Source organism: Microbacterium sp. IEGM 1404, assembly GCF_030056775.1.
Taxonomy (GTDB): Bacteria; Actinomycetota; Actinomycetes; order Actinomycetales; family Microbacteriaceae; genus Microbacterium.
This window is the reverse complement of sequence record NZ_JASHKP010000004.1, coordinates 153,475-168,596: the sequence shown is the minus strand read 5'-3', so window position 1 is coordinate 168,596 and position 15,122 is coordinate 153,475. Positions and strand designations below refer to the sequence as shown.

The following is a 15,122-nucleotide window of genomic DNA, read 5'->3' as shown; positions in this document are numbered from 1 at the left end:
TCGATGTACGCTGGCGGAGATGAGAACGCCCGCTACCCGCCGCGACGCCGTCGAGAACCGCGCCGGCATCGTCGATGCCGCCACCGCGGCGATCGGCCACGACCCGCACGCCTCGATCGCGGCCATCGCGGCCCGCGCCGGACTCTCGCGCCGCGCGCTGTACGGCCACTTCGACGACCGCAACGCCATCGTCCGCGAGGTGATCGCGGCGGGGGCTGCGCGCTTCAACGCCATCGCCGACCGCATCGATGACGCCGACTCCCGTCTCGCACTCGCGCGCCTCGCGTCCGAGCTGTGGCGCGAGGCCGCGCACGTCCAGGCCGCGGCCGCTCTCGCCCTCGACGACGCCCACCTGCCCGAGACGTCCGCCGCCCTGGCGCCGTTGCGCCGCCGGATCGACGCGATCGTCCGCCGCGGGCAGGACTCCGGCGAGCTGCGGACCGACCTGCCCGCGCCGACCCTGTCGCGCCTGCTCGAAGAGACCGGCCGCATGGTGATCGCCCGCGTAGATGCCGAATCCGAGACCGCCCGCTCGATCGCCGTCACCGCCGTCCTCGGCATCGCCGGACTGTCGTGGACCCAAGCCCGAGACCTGATGGATCAGCACCCCGACCTGGAGGCGCAATGAAGATCGTGCTCGACGCGGTCGCGAAAGGACGGGCGCAGCGCGCCCTCCCCGAGACCTCCACCTCGTACGAGACCGGGCGGGCGACCCTCGCCGTCGCCGAGACCGAGCAGCGCCCCACGGTGCTCGGGCTCGTGGCATCCGGTCGGATGAAGATCGACAGCGGATCCGTCACGATCGACGGACGCGTGGATGCCGGGGCCATCCGCCGCCGTGTCGCCCTCGTCGACGCCCCCGTCGTCTCGGAGCCGGAGTCCAACGTCACCGTCACCGGCGTCGTCGCGGAAGAGCTCATGTTCGCGGGGCAGGCGCCGACGCCCTTCGCCGCGCAGCGGTGGCTCGAAGGACTCGGGCTCGACTCGCTGGCGTCCCTGCCGATCGGCAACGTCGATGCGTCCGCGCGGATCCGGCTGCTGCTGGAGCTCGCGGCCCTGCGGAAGGATGTCGAAGGCCTCGTACTCGTCGCGCCCGACCGGCACGGCGGCGAGCCCGCGGCCTGGTGGCGGATCGCCCAGGAGTTCGCGGAGCGCGGGTACGCCGTCCTCGTGATCGCGGGGCACGCGTCGCGCACGGCGCTCGAGACCGTCGACACCGAGAAGGAGGACGCCCGGTGAAGATCCCCCAGATGATCGCGGCGGAACTGCGCCGCCTCACGTCGACGCGCATGTCGGTGATCGCGCTCGTGGCGCTCCTGGCCGTGCCGATCCTCTACGGCGGCCTGTACCTGTGGGCCAACCAGGACCCCTACGGCAACCTCTCGAACGTGCCGGTGGCTCTCGTGGTCGACGACCAGGGCGGGGAGGTCAACGGCGAGCAGCGCAACCTCGGCGACGAAGCGGCCGAGCAGCTGCTCGACGACGGAACGTTCGAGTGGCACCGCGTGTCGTCCGACCAGGCCGACGCGGGCCTGCAGACGGGCGATTTCGACTTCATTGTGACCCTGCCGACCGACTTCACGGATGCCGTGGCCTCGCTGTCGACCGACACGCCCCGCCAGGCCGACATCGAGCTGCGCACCAACGACGCCAACAACTACCTCGCCTCCACGATCGGGACGCAGGCGGTCGCCCGCATCCAGACCTCCGTCGCGCAGAAGGTGATCGACGAAGCCAGCGGGACCCTGCTCGACGCCCTTCACACGATCCGCGTGAAGCTCGTGGATGCCACCACCGGGGCGACCCAGCTCGTCGACGGTCTCGCGACGGCCAAGGACGGCTCTGCCCAGCTCGTCTCCGGCTCGACGCAGCTCGCCGACGGGACCGCTCAGCTCTCGGACGGTGCGGCGCAGCTCCGCGACGGTACTGCGCAGCTTCGCGACGGCTCGGCGCAGGTCGCCGACGGCGCGCAGCAGGTCGCGGGCGGTGTCGACCGGATCGACGCGGCCGCCCGCCAGGTGGGGACGATCGCCGGCGACGCGGCCGCCCAGTTGCCGCAGGCGCGCACCGACATCGCGAAGGCCCTCGCCGACGCCGGACTCGATCAGCAGCGCATCGACGAGATCCTCTCCCGCCTCGATCCGGTCGGCGACCGTCTCGAGGCCGCGAACACCCGCGTGCAGGAGACCGTCCAGCAGATCAACACCCTCGACGACGGGGCGCGGCAGGTCGCCGCGGGCAGTGCCCAGGTGGCATCCGGAGCCGCCACCGCGGCCGACGGAGCGTCCGCCCTCGCCGACGGTGCGAGCAGCGCGGCCTCCGGCGCCGCTCAGCTGCGCGACGGCGCGAGCCAGCTCGACAGCGGAATCGGCCAGCTCGCCGACGGGGCCACGCAGCTTCGGGACGGCCTGGCGGAGGGCGTCGCGCAGATCCCCGACTCCGACGACGCCACGCGGCAGGCCCAGGCCGCCGCCATCAGCGACCCCGTCGCGGTCGGCACGAGCGCGGTCACGAAGGCCCAGAACTACGGCGCGGGTCTCGCCCCGTTCTTCGCCGCCCTCGCCGGCTGGATCGGCATCTACGCCCTGTTCCTCATCGTGAAGCCCGTCTCCAAGCGCGCCGTGACGGCGCTGCGCTCCCCCTTCCGCGTGACGCTGGCGGGATGGCTCACCCCGGCCGGTCTCGGTGCTGTGCAGATGGTGGGTCTGTTCACCGTGCTCGCCGTCGCCCTGCAGTTCTCGTTCGCGAACCCGTGGGCGGCGCTCGGCATCCTGCTGTTCGCCTCGGCGACGTACGCGGCGATCGTGCTCGCCCTGAACGTGTGGCTCGGATCCGTGGGTCAGTTCCTGGGGCTCGTGCTGATGGTGCTGCAGCTCGTAACGGCCGGAGGCACGTTCCCGTGGCAGACCCTGCCCGGCCCGCTCGCCGCCCTGCACCACGTGCTGCCCATGGGGTACGTCGTGGATGCCATGCGCCAGGTGATGTACGGAGGCGACATCGGCCGCGTCGGTCCCGACCTGCTCGTGCTCGGCGCGTGGATGGTCGGGGGCGTCCTGCTCGCGGCGATCGGCGTGACGCGCATGACGCACCACCGCACGCTCCGCGACCTCCAGCCCAGCCTGATCGGCTGAGTCCCGCGCTCGGCGTCCTCCGCGAGAAACGGCGTCGGCGGTGGGAAACGGTACGTCCCGCCGTTTCCCACCGCCGATACCGTTTCTCGGTGCCGTCACGCACGCGGCTTCGCCGGTGCCGTCGCGCACGCGGCTGCGCACGCACCGTCAAGACCGTGCGCCGAAGGGTGGCCGCGACATAGGGTCGGGACACGACGATCACGGAGGGATGCCATGGCCGCCCGCAACACCCGCCTGATGCGCTGCACCCCCGACGACCTGTTCGCCGTGCTCGCGGACGGCTGGCTGTACCCGGTGTGGGTCGTGGGGGCGGCGCGCATGCGCGACGTCGACCCGGAATGGCCGCAGGAGGGCGCGCGCATCCACCACTCCCTCGGCGTCTGGCCGGTGATGATCCACGACACCACCGAGATGGTCGAGTGGGACCCGCCGCGGCGGGTCCGCCTGCGCCCCAAGGCCGGGCTGCTGGGCCGCGGAGTCATCCGGTTCGACGTGCGCCCGCACGGGGACGGCATCGCCGTCACCATCGCGGAGGAGCCCGTGTCGGGGCTGCCGGCGGTGCTGCCCGGCATCCTGTGGCGCCCTCTGCTGGTGCTCCGCAACCACGAATGCCTCAACCGTCTCGCGTTCCTCGCCGAGGGTCGGCGCGAAGAGCGGGAGACGGGCGAACTCGAAGCCCGCCCCGAGACGCCCGAGCCGGCCGAGGGCGCGGCCTCGCCCCAGGCGGCGAGCGACGCGCGGGAAGCCGACATCTGAACTCGGGGCGAACGGGAATGCGCAGCGCCTCGACGCCCTTATAGTTGACAAAACACAACTTCTTTTCGGCGCCGGCGGCCTCCCTCCTCCGGCCCCGCCCGAGCCGCGCCCGCCCTCTCGCGCGGCCTTCCTGTCGGCCCCCTTCGCCCTTCCGAGGAAACGTGACCACTGCTGCCGTGTCGACCCCGACCACCCGAAGCACCCCGGTGATGACTCACCGCCAGATCCTGTTCGTCATCTTCGGGCTCATGGCGGGCATGTTCCTGTCCGCGCTCGACCAGACCGTCGTGGGAACCGCGATCCGCACGATCGGCGACGACCTGAACGGTCTCAGCCAGCAGGCGTGGGTGACCACCGCCTACCTGATCGTGTCCACGATCGCGACGCCGATCTACGGCAAGCTCTCCGACATCTTCGGTCGCCGCCCCCTCTTCATCATCGCCATCGCGATCTTCATCGTCGGGTCGATCGCGGCGAGCTTCTCCACGTCGATGTTCGAGCTCTCGGCCTTCCGCGCCATCCAGGGACTCGGCGCCGGTGGCCTCATGTCGATGCCGCTCGCGATTATGGGCGACATCCTCGCTCCCCGGGAACGCGCCAAGTACCAGGGCTACTTCCTCGCCGTCTTCGGCATCTCCTCGGTCATCGGGCCGCTCGTCGGCGGTCTGTTCGCCGGAGCGCCCGAGATCCTCTTCCTCGCCGGATGGCGCTGGGTGTTCCTCATCAACGTGCCGATCGGACTCGTCGCCCTCGCGATCGTGCTGCGATTCCTGCACATCCCCCGCCACCCGCACGGGGCCGTGCGCATCGACTGGTTCGGTGCGATGGCGGTCATCATCGCGCTGGTCCCCCTGCTGCTCGTCGCCGAGCAGGGCCGCGAGTGGGGCTGGACCTCGCCCATCTCGATCGCCTGCTACGTCGTCGGGGCCCTCGGCATCCTGGCGTTCATCCTGATCGAGCGCGGCATGAAGGACGACGCGCTCATCCCGCTGAAGCTCTTCCGCTCCTCCACGTTCTCGATGGCGACGATCATCGGAGTCTTCGTCGGCTTCGCGATGTTCGGCGCCATGCTGACCCTGCCGCTGTACCTGCAGCTCGTGCTCGGCTCGAGCCCGACCGAGAGCGGCATCCAGTTGCTGCCGATGATCCTCGGCCTCATGATCTCGTCGATCGTGAGCGGCCAGATCATCTCGCGTACCGGGCACTACCGGATCTTCCCCACGATCGGCACCGCCTTCATGGCGCTCGGCTTCTTCACGCTGACGTTCATCCGCTACGACACGTCGTACTGGCAGATCGCCGGAGCGATGCTCCTCATCGGCCTCGGCCTCGGACAGCTGATGCAGACGCTCACGATCGCCTCGCAGAACTCCGTCGGCCCGCGCGACATCGGCGTGGCCACCTCGGGTTCCACGTTCTTCCGTCAGATCGGTGGAACGTTGGGCACCGCCGTGCTGCTGTCGCTCCTGTTCGCGCTCGTGCCGCTGAACCTGCAGACGAACTTCCGCGACCAGGGCACGCTGACCGATGCGCTGGATGCCGCCCTCGACCCGACCGTCGCGACCGCCCCGGCCAACGCGGGCATCATGTCGAAGGTCTACGACCCGTTCGTCGCGAAGCTCACCGACGGTGCACTGACCGGCGCGCAGCAGGGCGTGGAGCAGGCCAAGACCGCCGCCGCGGACGCCGTCGCGCAGCAGGTCGCCGCAGGGGCCGTGCCCGCCGCCGCGCAGGCGCAGGTGACCGCAGCCGCGCAGGAACAGGCGATTCAGCAGGCGGCCGCCGCGATCCAGCAGCAGCTCCCCGTCGCGGAGGTCGCCGCGGACGGCACCGTCACGCTCGACTTCTCGGACGCCACGGCGCGACGCGCCTTCGTCGACCAGGCCGTCCCACAGATCATCGACAACATGTCGGGATCGTCGGAGTCGTCGTTCGACAGCAGCACCATGGATGACACGTCGTTCCTCAACGGCGCCGACCCGCGACTCACCAAGCCGCTGCTGGTGTCGTTCAACCAGTCGACCGTCGCGGTGTACTGGGTCGCGATGGGCGTGGCGCTCATCGCCTTCGTGCTGACGCTGTTCTTCCGGACGCCCCCGCTGCGCGCGAAGTCGGCGCTGCAGGAGTCGGCCGACGCGGAGCGCCACCCCGAGCCGGTCGCCCTCGGCTGACGCACGGCCCGGGTCGGCGCCATCGCAGCGCCGCCCGGGCCGATGCATCGAGCCGTGGCATCCGCTCGATAAACACTTCTCGCTCGCATAAACGCTCTCTCATCGCGTTTATGCGAGCGAGAAGTGTTTATGCGCGGGGCGGCGAGCCCGCGTGCGGGGGCGCGACCGCGGCGCAGCGCAACCGCGGCGCAGCGCGACCCCGGGGCGCAAACGCGGTGCCTCGCCGGCCGCGGCGCGCGCGCTCAGCTCTCGGGGCGCGAGGGTGCGGCGATCGAGCCGCCCTCTTCGGTGCGGTGCTGCAGGTCGTCGACGTAGAGGCCCTGCTCGTCCATCGTGCGGTTGCGGTACGCGGCGCGGCCGACCATGTGCGCGGCGAGGGGCGCCGTGGCGAACTGGATGAGGACGATCGGGATGCCGAAGGCCAGCGCCTCCCACGTGCGCACCGACAGCACGACCGCCGTGACGACCAGCAGCACGCCGAGCACCTGCGGCTTGGTCGCCGCGTGCAGGCGTGAGGGGACGTCGGGCCACCTCAGCAGACCGATGGTCGCCGTGAGACACAGCACCGCGCCGATCAGCACGAGCACGAGTGCGACGACGTCGAGGACCGACTCCAGGGTCACCGGGGGTTCTCCTTCCTCGCGACGAACCGCGCGACGGCGATCGACCCGAAGACGCCGACCGCGGCGATGATGAGCATCGCCGGCAGTGACCGGGTGTGGTGGTTGATGACCATGTCGGCGCCGAGGATGCACACCACCTCGGTGAGCAGCACGTCCGCGGCGACCGCCCGGTCGAGGATCGACGGGCCGACGACGAGCCGGATGAGCGCCAGCACCGCGGCGACGGCGAAGACGATCAGGATGACGACGACGAGTGCGGTCATAGCGGGGTCCGTCCGTCGCGGGGCGTCTCGGCGCCGAGGTGGGCGTGGTCGTCGGCCTCGGCGATCTGGCGCCGGAGGTCGGCGAGCTGCGCGCGAGATCCCACGGCGCGCGTGATCCGCGCCTCCCAGCCGAGCACGACGCGGCGCTGGTGCTCGGCATCCTCGTCGCTGCGCACCCCGATGGTGTGGAGGAACAGCGTGCGACCCTCGCGATCGACGTCGACGATGAGAGAACCGGGGATGAGGGATGCCGTGACCGCCGTGTGCGCCATGATCACGTCGTCGTCGACCCGGAGCGGGACGGCGATGATCGCGGCGCCGGGCGGACGCCGGAAGTCGAGAACCTGCCAGGCCACCACGAGCGAGCCGCGCACGACGGCGGCGAAGAACGTCACGACGAAGACCAGGCCGTACCAGAGGTTCAACCGCCCGGACAGGTCGACCGGGGGCAGGCGGAACACGCGTGTCACGAAGATCGCCGCACCGACTCCGGTCAGGAAGGCGAGCCAGGTGAACTGGCCCCACAGCAGCATCCACAGGGCGACGAGGACGAGGAAGAACGGCAGCTGGTGCAGGAAGAAGCCGACCTGGGAACGACGCGAGGGGCTCACTGCTCCGCCTCCTGGTCCTGCAGCTGCACGAGCGTGATGCCGTCGGTGATGCGCTCGCCCGCGCGTAGGCAGACATCGAGCAGGGGGCCGGCGAAGACGGTCAGCGCGACGGTCACGGCCACCATGCCGGCGGTCGCGGCGGTCATGATGCGAGGGATCGTGCGGCGCTCGGTCGAGATGGCCGCGGCCGGAGCGTTGCCGAGGTAGGCGATCCGTTCGAGCGTCTCGGTGGAGTCGTTCTCCTCGCGCCAGAACGACAGGTTCCACGCGCGCATCAGGGCGTAGAGCGTGAGGATCGAGGTCGCGATACCGCCGACGATCAGCACCATCATCACGGGCGTGCCCACCTGGGCGGCGGCGTCGAACAGCGCGTACTTGCCGATGAATCCCGAGAACGGCGGAAGTCCGCCCAGGTTGACCGCCGGGATGAAATACAGCACCGCCAGCACCGGCGCCGCTCTCATCAGGCCCTTGACCTTGAGGATCGACGTGCTGCCCGCGCGGCGTTCGATGAGGCCCACGGCCAGGAACAGCGTCGTCTGCACGATGATGTGGTGGACGATGTAGTAGATCGTCGCCCCCACCGCGAGCGGGGTGTTGATCGCCAGCCCGAAGATCATGTAGCCGATGTGGCTGACCAGCGTGAACGACAGGATGCGCTTGAGCTCGGCCTGCGCGACGGCTCCCAGGATGCCGACGATCATCGTCGCGAGCGCGACCATCATCAGCAGGAAGTTCAGGTCGTTGTCGACGAACAGCTGCGTCTCGGTGCGGATGATCGCGTAGACGCCGACCTTGGTCAGCAGGCCCGCGAACACGGCCGTGACGGGGGCGGGGGCGGTCGGGTAGGAGTCGGGCAGCCAGAACGACAGCGGGAAGACGGCCGCCTTGATCGCGAACGCGAGCAGCAGCATGAGGTGGAGGATCGTCTGCACGTCCTGCGGGAGCTGGGCCATCCGCTCGCTGATCTGCACCATGTTGACCGTGCCGAGCGCGCCGTAGACCATCGCGATCGCGGCGAGGAACAGGATCGACGACACCAGCGACACGACGATGTAGACGACGCCGGTGCGGATGCGCGACTCGGTGCTCCCGAGCGTGATCAGCACGTACGACGCGACGAGCAGGATCTCGAAGCCGACGTAGAGGTTGAACAGGTCGCCGGCGATGAAGGCGTTGAAGATGCCCGCGCCCAGGATCAGGTACGCCGGGTAGAAGATCGAGACGGGGGTGTCCTCGTCGTTGTCGGCGGCCCCCTGGCCGATCGAGAAGAGCAGGACCGCCAGCAGCACGATCGCCGTGACCACCACGAGCAGCGCCGCGAGCACGTCGACGTACAGGACGATGCCGAGCGGGATCTGCCACCCGGCGATGGCCACCGCGATCGGGCCGTTCGTGTCGACGGCGACCAGCAGGATCGCGCCGAGGACGAGCACGGTCGCGAGAGAGAGGACCGACACGACGATCTGGGTCTTCTTGCGCCGCCCGAAGACGAGGTTGATCGCGGCACCGATGAGGGGGATGCCGACGAGCAGGGGGACCAGGGCGCTCACGGGCGATCACCGTCTTCCGGGTCGCGGGTGTCGTCGTCGGAGGGGGCAGAGCCCTCCGGGCGGCGCGTGTCGCCCTGCGGCCGGTCGCGGCCCACCGCCACACGGTCCACCGGGGCGTCGTCGATCAGCTGCGAGAGGTCGCCCTGGTGCAGCACCCGGATCGGCGAGACCGCGTCGCCGACGAAGTCGGTGGTGACGTCCTCGTCGTCCGAGCGGGACTCCTCGTCCATGGCATCCTCGGGCTCGGATGCCGTCCGCGCGCGGATCGCGATGTCCTCGGCGTCGTCGACGACCGTGTCGGCCTGACCCAGCTGCCAGGAACGGTAGATCAGAGCCAGGAGGAACGCCGAGATGCCGAAGGTGATGACGATCGCCGTGAGCGCGAGGGCCTGCGGGAGCGCGTCGGACATGTCGGCGGAATCCGTGGTGCCGCCGTCGTAGAAGGGCGCGATCTTGGGCTGGCCCATGACGATCAGCAGCAGGAGGTTCGCGGCGTTGCCCAGCAGCAGGAAGCCGATGAGCACGCGCGTGAGGCTGCGCTCGAGCATCGCGTACACACCGCACGCGAAGAGCACCGCCATGACGACGATCAGGACGAACGAGACGCTCACGGCACCGTCACCGCCTCGGTGTCGGCGGCGTCCTTGGACTGCCGGTCGACCTCGGCGCCGAGGCTGCGGAGCACGTCGAGCACGAGACCGATGACGACGAGGTAGACGCCGATGTCGAAGATCGTGCTGGTGACGAACTCCCAGTGCCCGATGAGGGGCAGCTCGCCCTCGAACGTGAAGCTCTGCAGCGGCGCGAAGCCGAAGAACAGCGGCACGATCGCGCACAGGACCGCCAGGGCCATACCGGCTCCGAGCAGGCGTCCGGCGTCGGTGGGAGCTGCGGCGCCGAGCTCCCAGCGGCCGCCGGCGATGTAGCGCATCACGAGACCCATGCCCGCGACGAGCCCGCCGGCGAAGCCGCCGCCGGGGAGGTTGTGACCGGCGAAGAGCAGATAGATCGAGATGAGCATGATTGCGTGGAAGAGCACGCGGATGATGATCTCCATCAGGATGGAGCGGTTCTCGGGCTGCACCTTCGCGCCCGACACCAGCCAGGCGCGGGGGGCGTCGGTTTCGCCCGCGCGCTGCGCCCGGACGCCGCTGTCGGTCTCGACCAACGGCCGGCGGCGCCCGAGGCCCACTCGGCTGCGCGCGGTGCCCGAGCGTCGGCGCGAGAGGTTGTCGCTGCGATCGGTGATGAAGACGAGGGATGCCACGCCCGTGGCCGCGAGGATGAGCACCGACAGCTCGCCCATCGTGTCCCAGCCGCGCAGGTCGACCAGCGCGACGTTGACGACGTTGCGCCCGTGGCCGATCTCGTACGCCAGCGCGGGCCATTCGAGGGAGATCGGGGCGTCCTGCCGCGCGCCGGTGGCGACGACGGCGACGAGCGCCATCGTGAGCCCGACGCCGACGCCGAGCGCCGCACGGGCGAGGGGCGCGACCGAGGCGTTGTGCTCCCCCATCCGGGCGGGCAGGCGCCGCAGGACCAGCGCGAACACCACGAGGGTGATGGTCTCGATCAGCACCTGCGTGAGGGCGAGGTCGGGGGCGCCGCTCGTGGCGAAGAGCACCACCATGCCGAGACCGGTGACCGACACCAACGCGACACCCGTGAACCGCTTCGGGGCGCGGACCGCGAGGATCCCGGCCGCGATCATGACGGGCGCGGCCAGGAGCTGCGCCGGCGACTGCCATGCGTCGAGCTGTGCGCGCCACTCGTCGGATGCCAGGAGCGCGGTGCCCTCGGCCACGACGAGCACGACGAAGATCGTGCCGACGTAGAACGGCAGCGATCCGCGCTGGAATCGCGCGGTCGTCCACTCGGACGAGCGGTCGATGCCGCGCAGGGCCAGGTTGTAGACGTCGTTCGCGGTGAAGGGCAGCAGTCGCTTGCGCTTGTGCAGCTGGGTGCGGCGGACGAGCCAGAAGATGCCCGCGCCGAGGGCGAGGGTGCCGAGCGAGACGAACAGCGCGGGCTCGAGACCATGCCAGAGAGCGAGGTGGTAGACGTGATCGGGCGCGGGGACGCCGGGCGTCGCCTCGGGCACGGTGTCGGCGTAGGGCGCGAGCCACCCGTCGACCAGCGGGGCGAGGAAGCCGAGCGCGAGCGACGTCGTCGCCAGCAGCACGGGCGAGGCGAGGAACCCGATCGGCGGGTCGGGCCATTCGGTGCGCTCGACCGCGCGCTTGGTCCAGAACGCCCCCCACAGGAACCGGATGCCGTACGCCGCCGTCAGCGCGGAGCCGGCGACGACGCCCACGAGTGCGACGATCCCCCAGCCGGCACCTTCCGTCGCTTCGTGCAGGAGTGCCGTCAGCGCGGTCTCCTTCGCGACGAAGCCGAGCGTCGGGATGACGCCCGCCATCGAGGCGATCGAGAGGAAGGCCGCGGTGGCCATGACGGGCGCCTGGCGCCCGAGACCGGAGAGCTCCCCGATGTCACGGGTGGAGAGCTGACGGTCGATGACGCCGACGATGAGGAAGAGGCACGACTTGAACAGCGCGTGACTGAGCAGCAGAGCGACACCGGCGAGCGCGGCATCCCGGGTTCCGTACCCGAGCATGATCGTCAGGAAGCCGAGCTGGCTCACCGTGCCGAAGGCCAGGATGCGCTTGAGGTCGCGTTCGCGCAGCGCTTGGAAACCGCCGAGCAGCATCGTGAAGACACCGAGCGCGATGAGCGTCGGACGCCAGAGCGGGGTGTCGGCGAACCCGGGCGCCAGGCGCGCGATCAAGTAGATGCCCGCCTTCACCATCGCGGCGGCGTGCAGGTAGGCGCTGACGGGCGTCGGCGCCGCCATGGCGCCGGGCAGCCAGAAGTGGAACGGGAAGATCGCGGATTTGCTGAGGGCGCCGACGAGCAGGAGGAGCACCGCGACGTCGACGACCGGGCCGACCGGGGGTGCGGCGAGGATCGTCGACAGGCTCGTCGTGCCGGACTGCACGACGATGAGGACGACGCCGATCAGCATCACGAGGCCGCCGAGCGTGGTGACCAGGAGTGCCTGGAGGGCCGCACGGCGGCTCGCGGCACGGCCGTGGTAATAGCCGATGAGCAGGTACGACAGCACGCTCGTGATCTCCCACAGCATGATCAGCACGACGATGTCGTCGGTGAGCACGAGTCCGTACATCGCCCCCGCGAAGGCGAGCAGCACCGCGGAGAACTGACCCACGCCCTGCGTCTTGCCGCGGAAGTACCAGCGGCAGTAGAGCATGACGAGCGCGCCGACCCCGGTGACCACGAGGGTCAGGAGCCAGCCCAGCACGTCCATCCGCATCGAGAGCGAGACGCCGAGACCGGGGATCCAGTCGTATTCCTCGAAGGGAATGCCGCCGGACAGCACGGTGGGTGCCAGCACAATCGCGTGAGCGAAGGCCAGGGCCGGGAGGACCGCCGCGACGTAGAAGGCGCGGGCGCCGATTCGCGCGACCAGGAAAGGCAGCAGGATCGGGACGAGGGCGAAGGCGCCGAGGAATGCCAGCACGGGAAGGCCTCCTCGGGGTCGACGGGCGGATGCCCGGGCTCTCGGGGTGTCGGATCTATTCTACCCGGAGCATTCGTCGTCCCGCGCGGCGGACCTCACGTGCTACGGGGCGGGGCCGTCGTCGTCCCCGCGCGGAACGCGCAGGTGAGGTCGAGACCCGCGGGCGTCGCGTCCTCGAGCATCGCCGCCACGGCCTCGCCCGCCGCGCGCCCTTTCGCCGTGGCCGGCTGCACGAGGGTCGTCAGGATATGGGGCGCGAGCCCGTCGACGACGATGCCGTCGAAGCCCGTCACGCTCACGTCGTGCGGCACCTGGAGTCCCGCCTCCTCGGCGGCACGGACGACACCGGCCGCCAACAGGTCGCTCTGCGCGATCACGGCGGTGGGTCGGCGCGCGGGGTCGGCGAAGATCGTGCGGCCGGCGATGGCGCCCTCATCGATCGAACTGGTGGCCGCGGCGAGCGCGGGGGCGTCGGGGAACACCTGGCGCGCACCGGCCAGGCGATCGGCGGTCACGTCGACCCGCGCTTCCGCGTCGTCGGGGATCCAGCCGCGGCGCCGGTCGATGTCGATCGGCAGGGTGACGATGACGACGTCGGTGTGTCCGAGGTCGGCGAGATGCTGCGCGGCCTGGCGCTGGGCTTCGGCGTTGTCCAGCAGGACGCGCGGGATCCCTTCGCCCGCATCCCCCTCGATGACGACGACCGGGATGCCGCGGGCCCGGACGATCTCGAGCGAATCGCGCATGCGAGGGCTGCAGCCGATCAGCACGGCGGCGTCGATCGGCGCGGTGTGCAGCGACGGTTCGCTGACCGTCTGGCCGTCGTCGCGCAGGAGGAGCAGGGCCGCGCCGAGCCGCGAGACGCCGTCGGCGAGACCGTCCATCATGTGCGTCGTCACGGGATCGAGGAACGCGGTGCCGAGGTGCTGATCGAAGACCACCCCGACGATGCCCGAACGCCCGCGGCGGAGCGACGCGGCTCGGGGGTCGGGACCGGTGTAACCGAGCTTCTCCGCGGCGGCGATCACGCGCGCCCGGGTCGCCTCGGACGTCGGCGTCTTCCCGCTGAAGACGACGGATGCCGTCGAGGCGGAGACGCCCGCCTCTCGGGCGACGTCGCTGATGGTCGCGCGGCGCGTGCTCACCGCCCGATCGTACCCCGCGTGGAATCGATCCCTCGAATCGATTCGATACCGACCGCGATCCTGGCTACTGTTGCCGCATGGACTCCACGCTCACCCGTTCGCGCCTCGTGCGCTGGTACATCGCCATCTGCGCGATCTTCCTGGCGAGCGGACTGAGCATCTCGACCTGGGCCTCGCGCGTGCCGGCCATCCGCGAGGCTCTCGGCATCGAGAACTCCGGCGTCGGCCTGCTGCTGCTGGGGATGGGCGTGGCATCCATCATCGGACTCACCGTCGCGCCCGCGATCATGGCGCGGGTCGGAGCCCGACGGGGCATGCTCATCGCGCTGCTCCTCGTCGCGGTGGGCGTCGTCATCATCGGGTTCGGGTCCGACACCCTGCAACTGTTCGGCGTCGCCCTCGTCGGCCTCGCCCTGTTCGGCTTCGGCAACGGCTCGGTCGACGTGATGATGAACGTGGAGGGCGCGGCGCTCGAGAAGGCCACCGGGCGCACCGTCATGCCGCTCCTCCATGCGTTCTTCAGCTTCGGCACCGTCATCGGTGCGGGCATCGGGTTCCTGGCCGTCCGCGGCGGCATCCCGGTGGTCGCGCACTGCGTGGCGATGGGCATCGTCATCGCGGTGGTCGCCTTCGCCGCGATCGCGAACGTCCCGTCTCGCGAGATCGCGATGGACGCGCCCTCCGCGGAGGAGCGCGCGCACTGGCGGGAACGCCTCGCCGCCTCGCTGTCGGCGTGGCGCGAGCCCCGCACCTACACGCTCGGCGTGATCATGCTCGGCATGGCGTTCGCCGAGGGCAGCGCGAACGACTGGCTGCCGTCCGCCGTCGTCTTCGGACACGGCGCTCCCGAGGAGGCCGGTCCCGCGGTGCTGGCGGTCTTCTCGATCGCGATGACCGCGGGGCGCCTGCTCGGCGGCCCGGTCGTCGACCGGTTCGGACGCGTCTGGGTGCTGCGGATCCTCGCCGTCACCGCCGCCGCCGGCCTACTGCTGTTCATCGTCGCGCCGTTCGGACCGCTCGTGTACATCGGTGCCGCGCTCTGGGGCCTTGGGGCCTCGCTCGGGTTCCCGATCGGCATGTCCGCCGCCGCCGACGACCCGGCCAAGGCCGCCTCGCGCGTCGCCGCGGCCGCCACCATCGGCTACGTCGCGTTCCTCTGCGGTCCGCCGATCCTCGGCTGGATCGGCGACCACATCGGGCTGCTCAACACGCTCTTCATCGTCGTCGGCCTGATCGTGGCATCCGGACTCTTCTCCGGGGCGGCCAAGCCCCTCGTCGTCACCGAACCCGAGGCCGAGAAGGCCGCCCGCCGCGATTAGGCTCGTCGG

Annotated in this window: 13 protein-coding genes; 6 read left to right on the top strand and 7 right to left on the bottom strand. The window is 70.7% G+C overall.

Annotation, left to right across the window (positions count from 1 at the left end):
• Positions 1-19: 19 nt before the first annotated feature.
• The 5 genes from QM517_RS15230 to QM517_RS15210 all read left to right on the top strand — a co-directional run bounded on the left by QM517_RS15230 (position 20) and on the right by QM517_RS15210 (position 6,058).
• Complete coding sequence (locus tag QM517_RS15230; RefSeq protein ID WP_283288593.1) at positions 20-628, top strand: TetR family transcriptional regulator; 609 nt, start codon at positions 20-22, stop codon at positions 626-628.
• Positions 625-1,239, top strand: coding sequence for a hypothetical protein (locus tag QM517_RS15225; RefSeq protein WP_283288591.1), 615 nt, complete (start codon positions 625-627; stop codon positions 1,237-1,239). The genes QM517_RS15230 and QM517_RS15225 overlap by 4 nt, the downstream gene beginning before the upstream one ends.
• On the top strand, positions 1,236-3,131 hold the full coding sequence (locus QM517_RS15220) for a YhgE/Pip family protein (protein WP_283288589.1): 1,896 nt from the start codon (positions 1,236-1,238) through the stop codon (positions 3,129-3,131). Before QM517_RS15225 ends, QM517_RS15220 begins: the two co-directional genes overlap by 4 nt.
• A gap of 213 nt (positions 3,132-3,344) precedes the next feature.
• Positions 3,345-3,887 (top strand): SRPBCC family protein, encoded by a 543-nt coding sequence (locus QM517_RS15215; RefSeq protein ID WP_077051007.1) that lies wholly within the window; start codon positions 3,345-3,347, stop codon positions 3,885-3,887.
• A gap of 209 nt (positions 3,888-4,096) precedes the next feature.
• Positions 4,097-6,058, top strand: coding sequence for an MDR family MFS transporter (locus QM517_RS15210; protein WP_303655701.1), 1,962 nt, complete (start codon positions 4,097-4,099; stop codon positions 6,056-6,058).
• A 242-nt stretch (positions 6,059-6,300) separates the two neighbouring features.
• Here the strand turns inward: QM517_RS15210 and mnhG are convergent, their stop codons facing one another.
• The 7 genes from mnhG to QM517_RS15175 form a co-directional block, all read right to left on the bottom strand.
• On the bottom strand, positions 6,301-6,675 hold the full coding sequence (gene mnhG / locus QM517_RS15205) for a monovalent cation/H(+) antiporter subunit G (protein WP_077051387.1): 375 nt from the start codon (positions 6,673-6,675) through the stop codon (positions 6,301-6,303).
• A 2-nt stretch (positions 6,676-6,677) separates the two neighbouring features.
• Complete coding sequence (locus QM517_RS15200) at positions 6,678-6,944, bottom strand: monovalent cation/H+ antiporter complex subunit F (protein WP_077051008.1); 267 nt, start codon at positions 6,942-6,944, stop codon at positions 6,678-6,680.
• Positions 6,941-7,555, bottom strand: coding sequence for a Na+/H+ antiporter subunit E (locus tag QM517_RS15195; protein ID WP_077051009.1), 615 nt, complete (start codon positions 7,553-7,555; stop codon positions 6,941-6,943). The genes QM517_RS15200 and QM517_RS15195 overlap by 4 nt, the downstream gene beginning before the upstream one ends.
• Positions 7,552-9,108 (bottom strand): Na+/H+ antiporter subunit D, encoded by a 1,557-nt coding sequence (locus QM517_RS15190; protein ID WP_160897617.1) that lies wholly within the window; start codon positions 9,106-9,108, stop codon positions 7,552-7,554. The genes QM517_RS15195 and QM517_RS15190 overlap by 4 nt, the downstream gene beginning before the upstream one ends.
• Positions 9,105-9,719: a Na(+)/H(+) antiporter subunit C gene (locus QM517_RS15185; RefSeq protein WP_077051011.1), complete on the bottom strand. Its 615-nt coding sequence runs from the start codon at positions 9,717-9,719 to the stop codon at positions 9,105-9,107. The genes QM517_RS15190 and QM517_RS15185 overlap by 4 nt, the downstream gene beginning before the upstream one ends.
• On the bottom strand, positions 9,716-12,649 hold the full coding sequence (locus tag QM517_RS15180; RefSeq protein WP_283288582.1) for a Na+/H+ antiporter subunit A: 2,934 nt from the start codon (positions 12,647-12,649) through the stop codon (positions 9,716-9,718). The genes QM517_RS15185 and QM517_RS15180 overlap by 4 nt, the downstream gene beginning before the upstream one ends.
• Positions 12,650-12,744: 95 nt before the next feature.
• Positions 12,745-13,794 carry a LacI family DNA-binding transcriptional regulator gene (locus tag QM517_RS15175; protein ID WP_283288580.1) on the bottom strand — a complete coding sequence of 350 codons (1,050 nt, stop codon included), beginning with the start codon at positions 13,792-13,794 and terminating at the stop codon, positions 12,745-12,747.
• A gap of 77 nt (positions 13,795-13,871) precedes the next feature.
• Here QM517_RS15175 and QM517_RS15170 point away from each other — a divergent pair, with 77 nt between their 5' ends.
• The gene (locus QM517_RS15170; protein ID WP_077051014.1) at positions 13,872-15,113 is read left to right on the top strand and encodes an MFS transporter; all 1,242 of its coding nucleotides are present in this window, start codon (positions 13,872-13,874) and stop codon (positions 15,111-15,113) included.
• Positions 15,114-15,122: the final 9 nt, after the last annotated feature.

Bases quoted from the DNA above. Each gene is read 5' to 3' on its own strand.
- QM517_RS15215 (WP_077051007.1), top strand. From the start codon at position 3,345: ATGGCCGCCCGCAACACCCGCCTGATGCGCTGCACCCCCGACGACCTG.
- QM517_RS15210 (WP_303655701.1), top strand. From the start codon at position 4,097: ATGACTCACCGCCAGATCCTGTTCGTCATCTTCGGGCTCATGGCGGGC.
- QM517_RS15230 (WP_283288593.1), top strand. From the start codon at position 20: ATGAGAACGCCCGCTACCCGCCGCGACGCCGTCGAGAACCGCGCCGGC.
- QM517_RS15170 (WP_077051014.1), top strand. From the start codon at position 13,872: ATGGACTCCACGCTCACCCGTTCGCGCCTCGTGCGCTGGTACATCGCC.
- QM517_RS15225 (WP_283288591.1), top strand. From the start codon at position 625: ATGAAGATCGTGCTCGACGCGGTCGCGAAAGGACGGGCGCAGCGCGCC.
- QM517_RS15200 (WP_077051008.1), bottom strand. From the start codon at position 6,944: ATGACCGCACTCGTCGTCGTCATCCTGATCGTCTTCGCCGTCGCCGCG.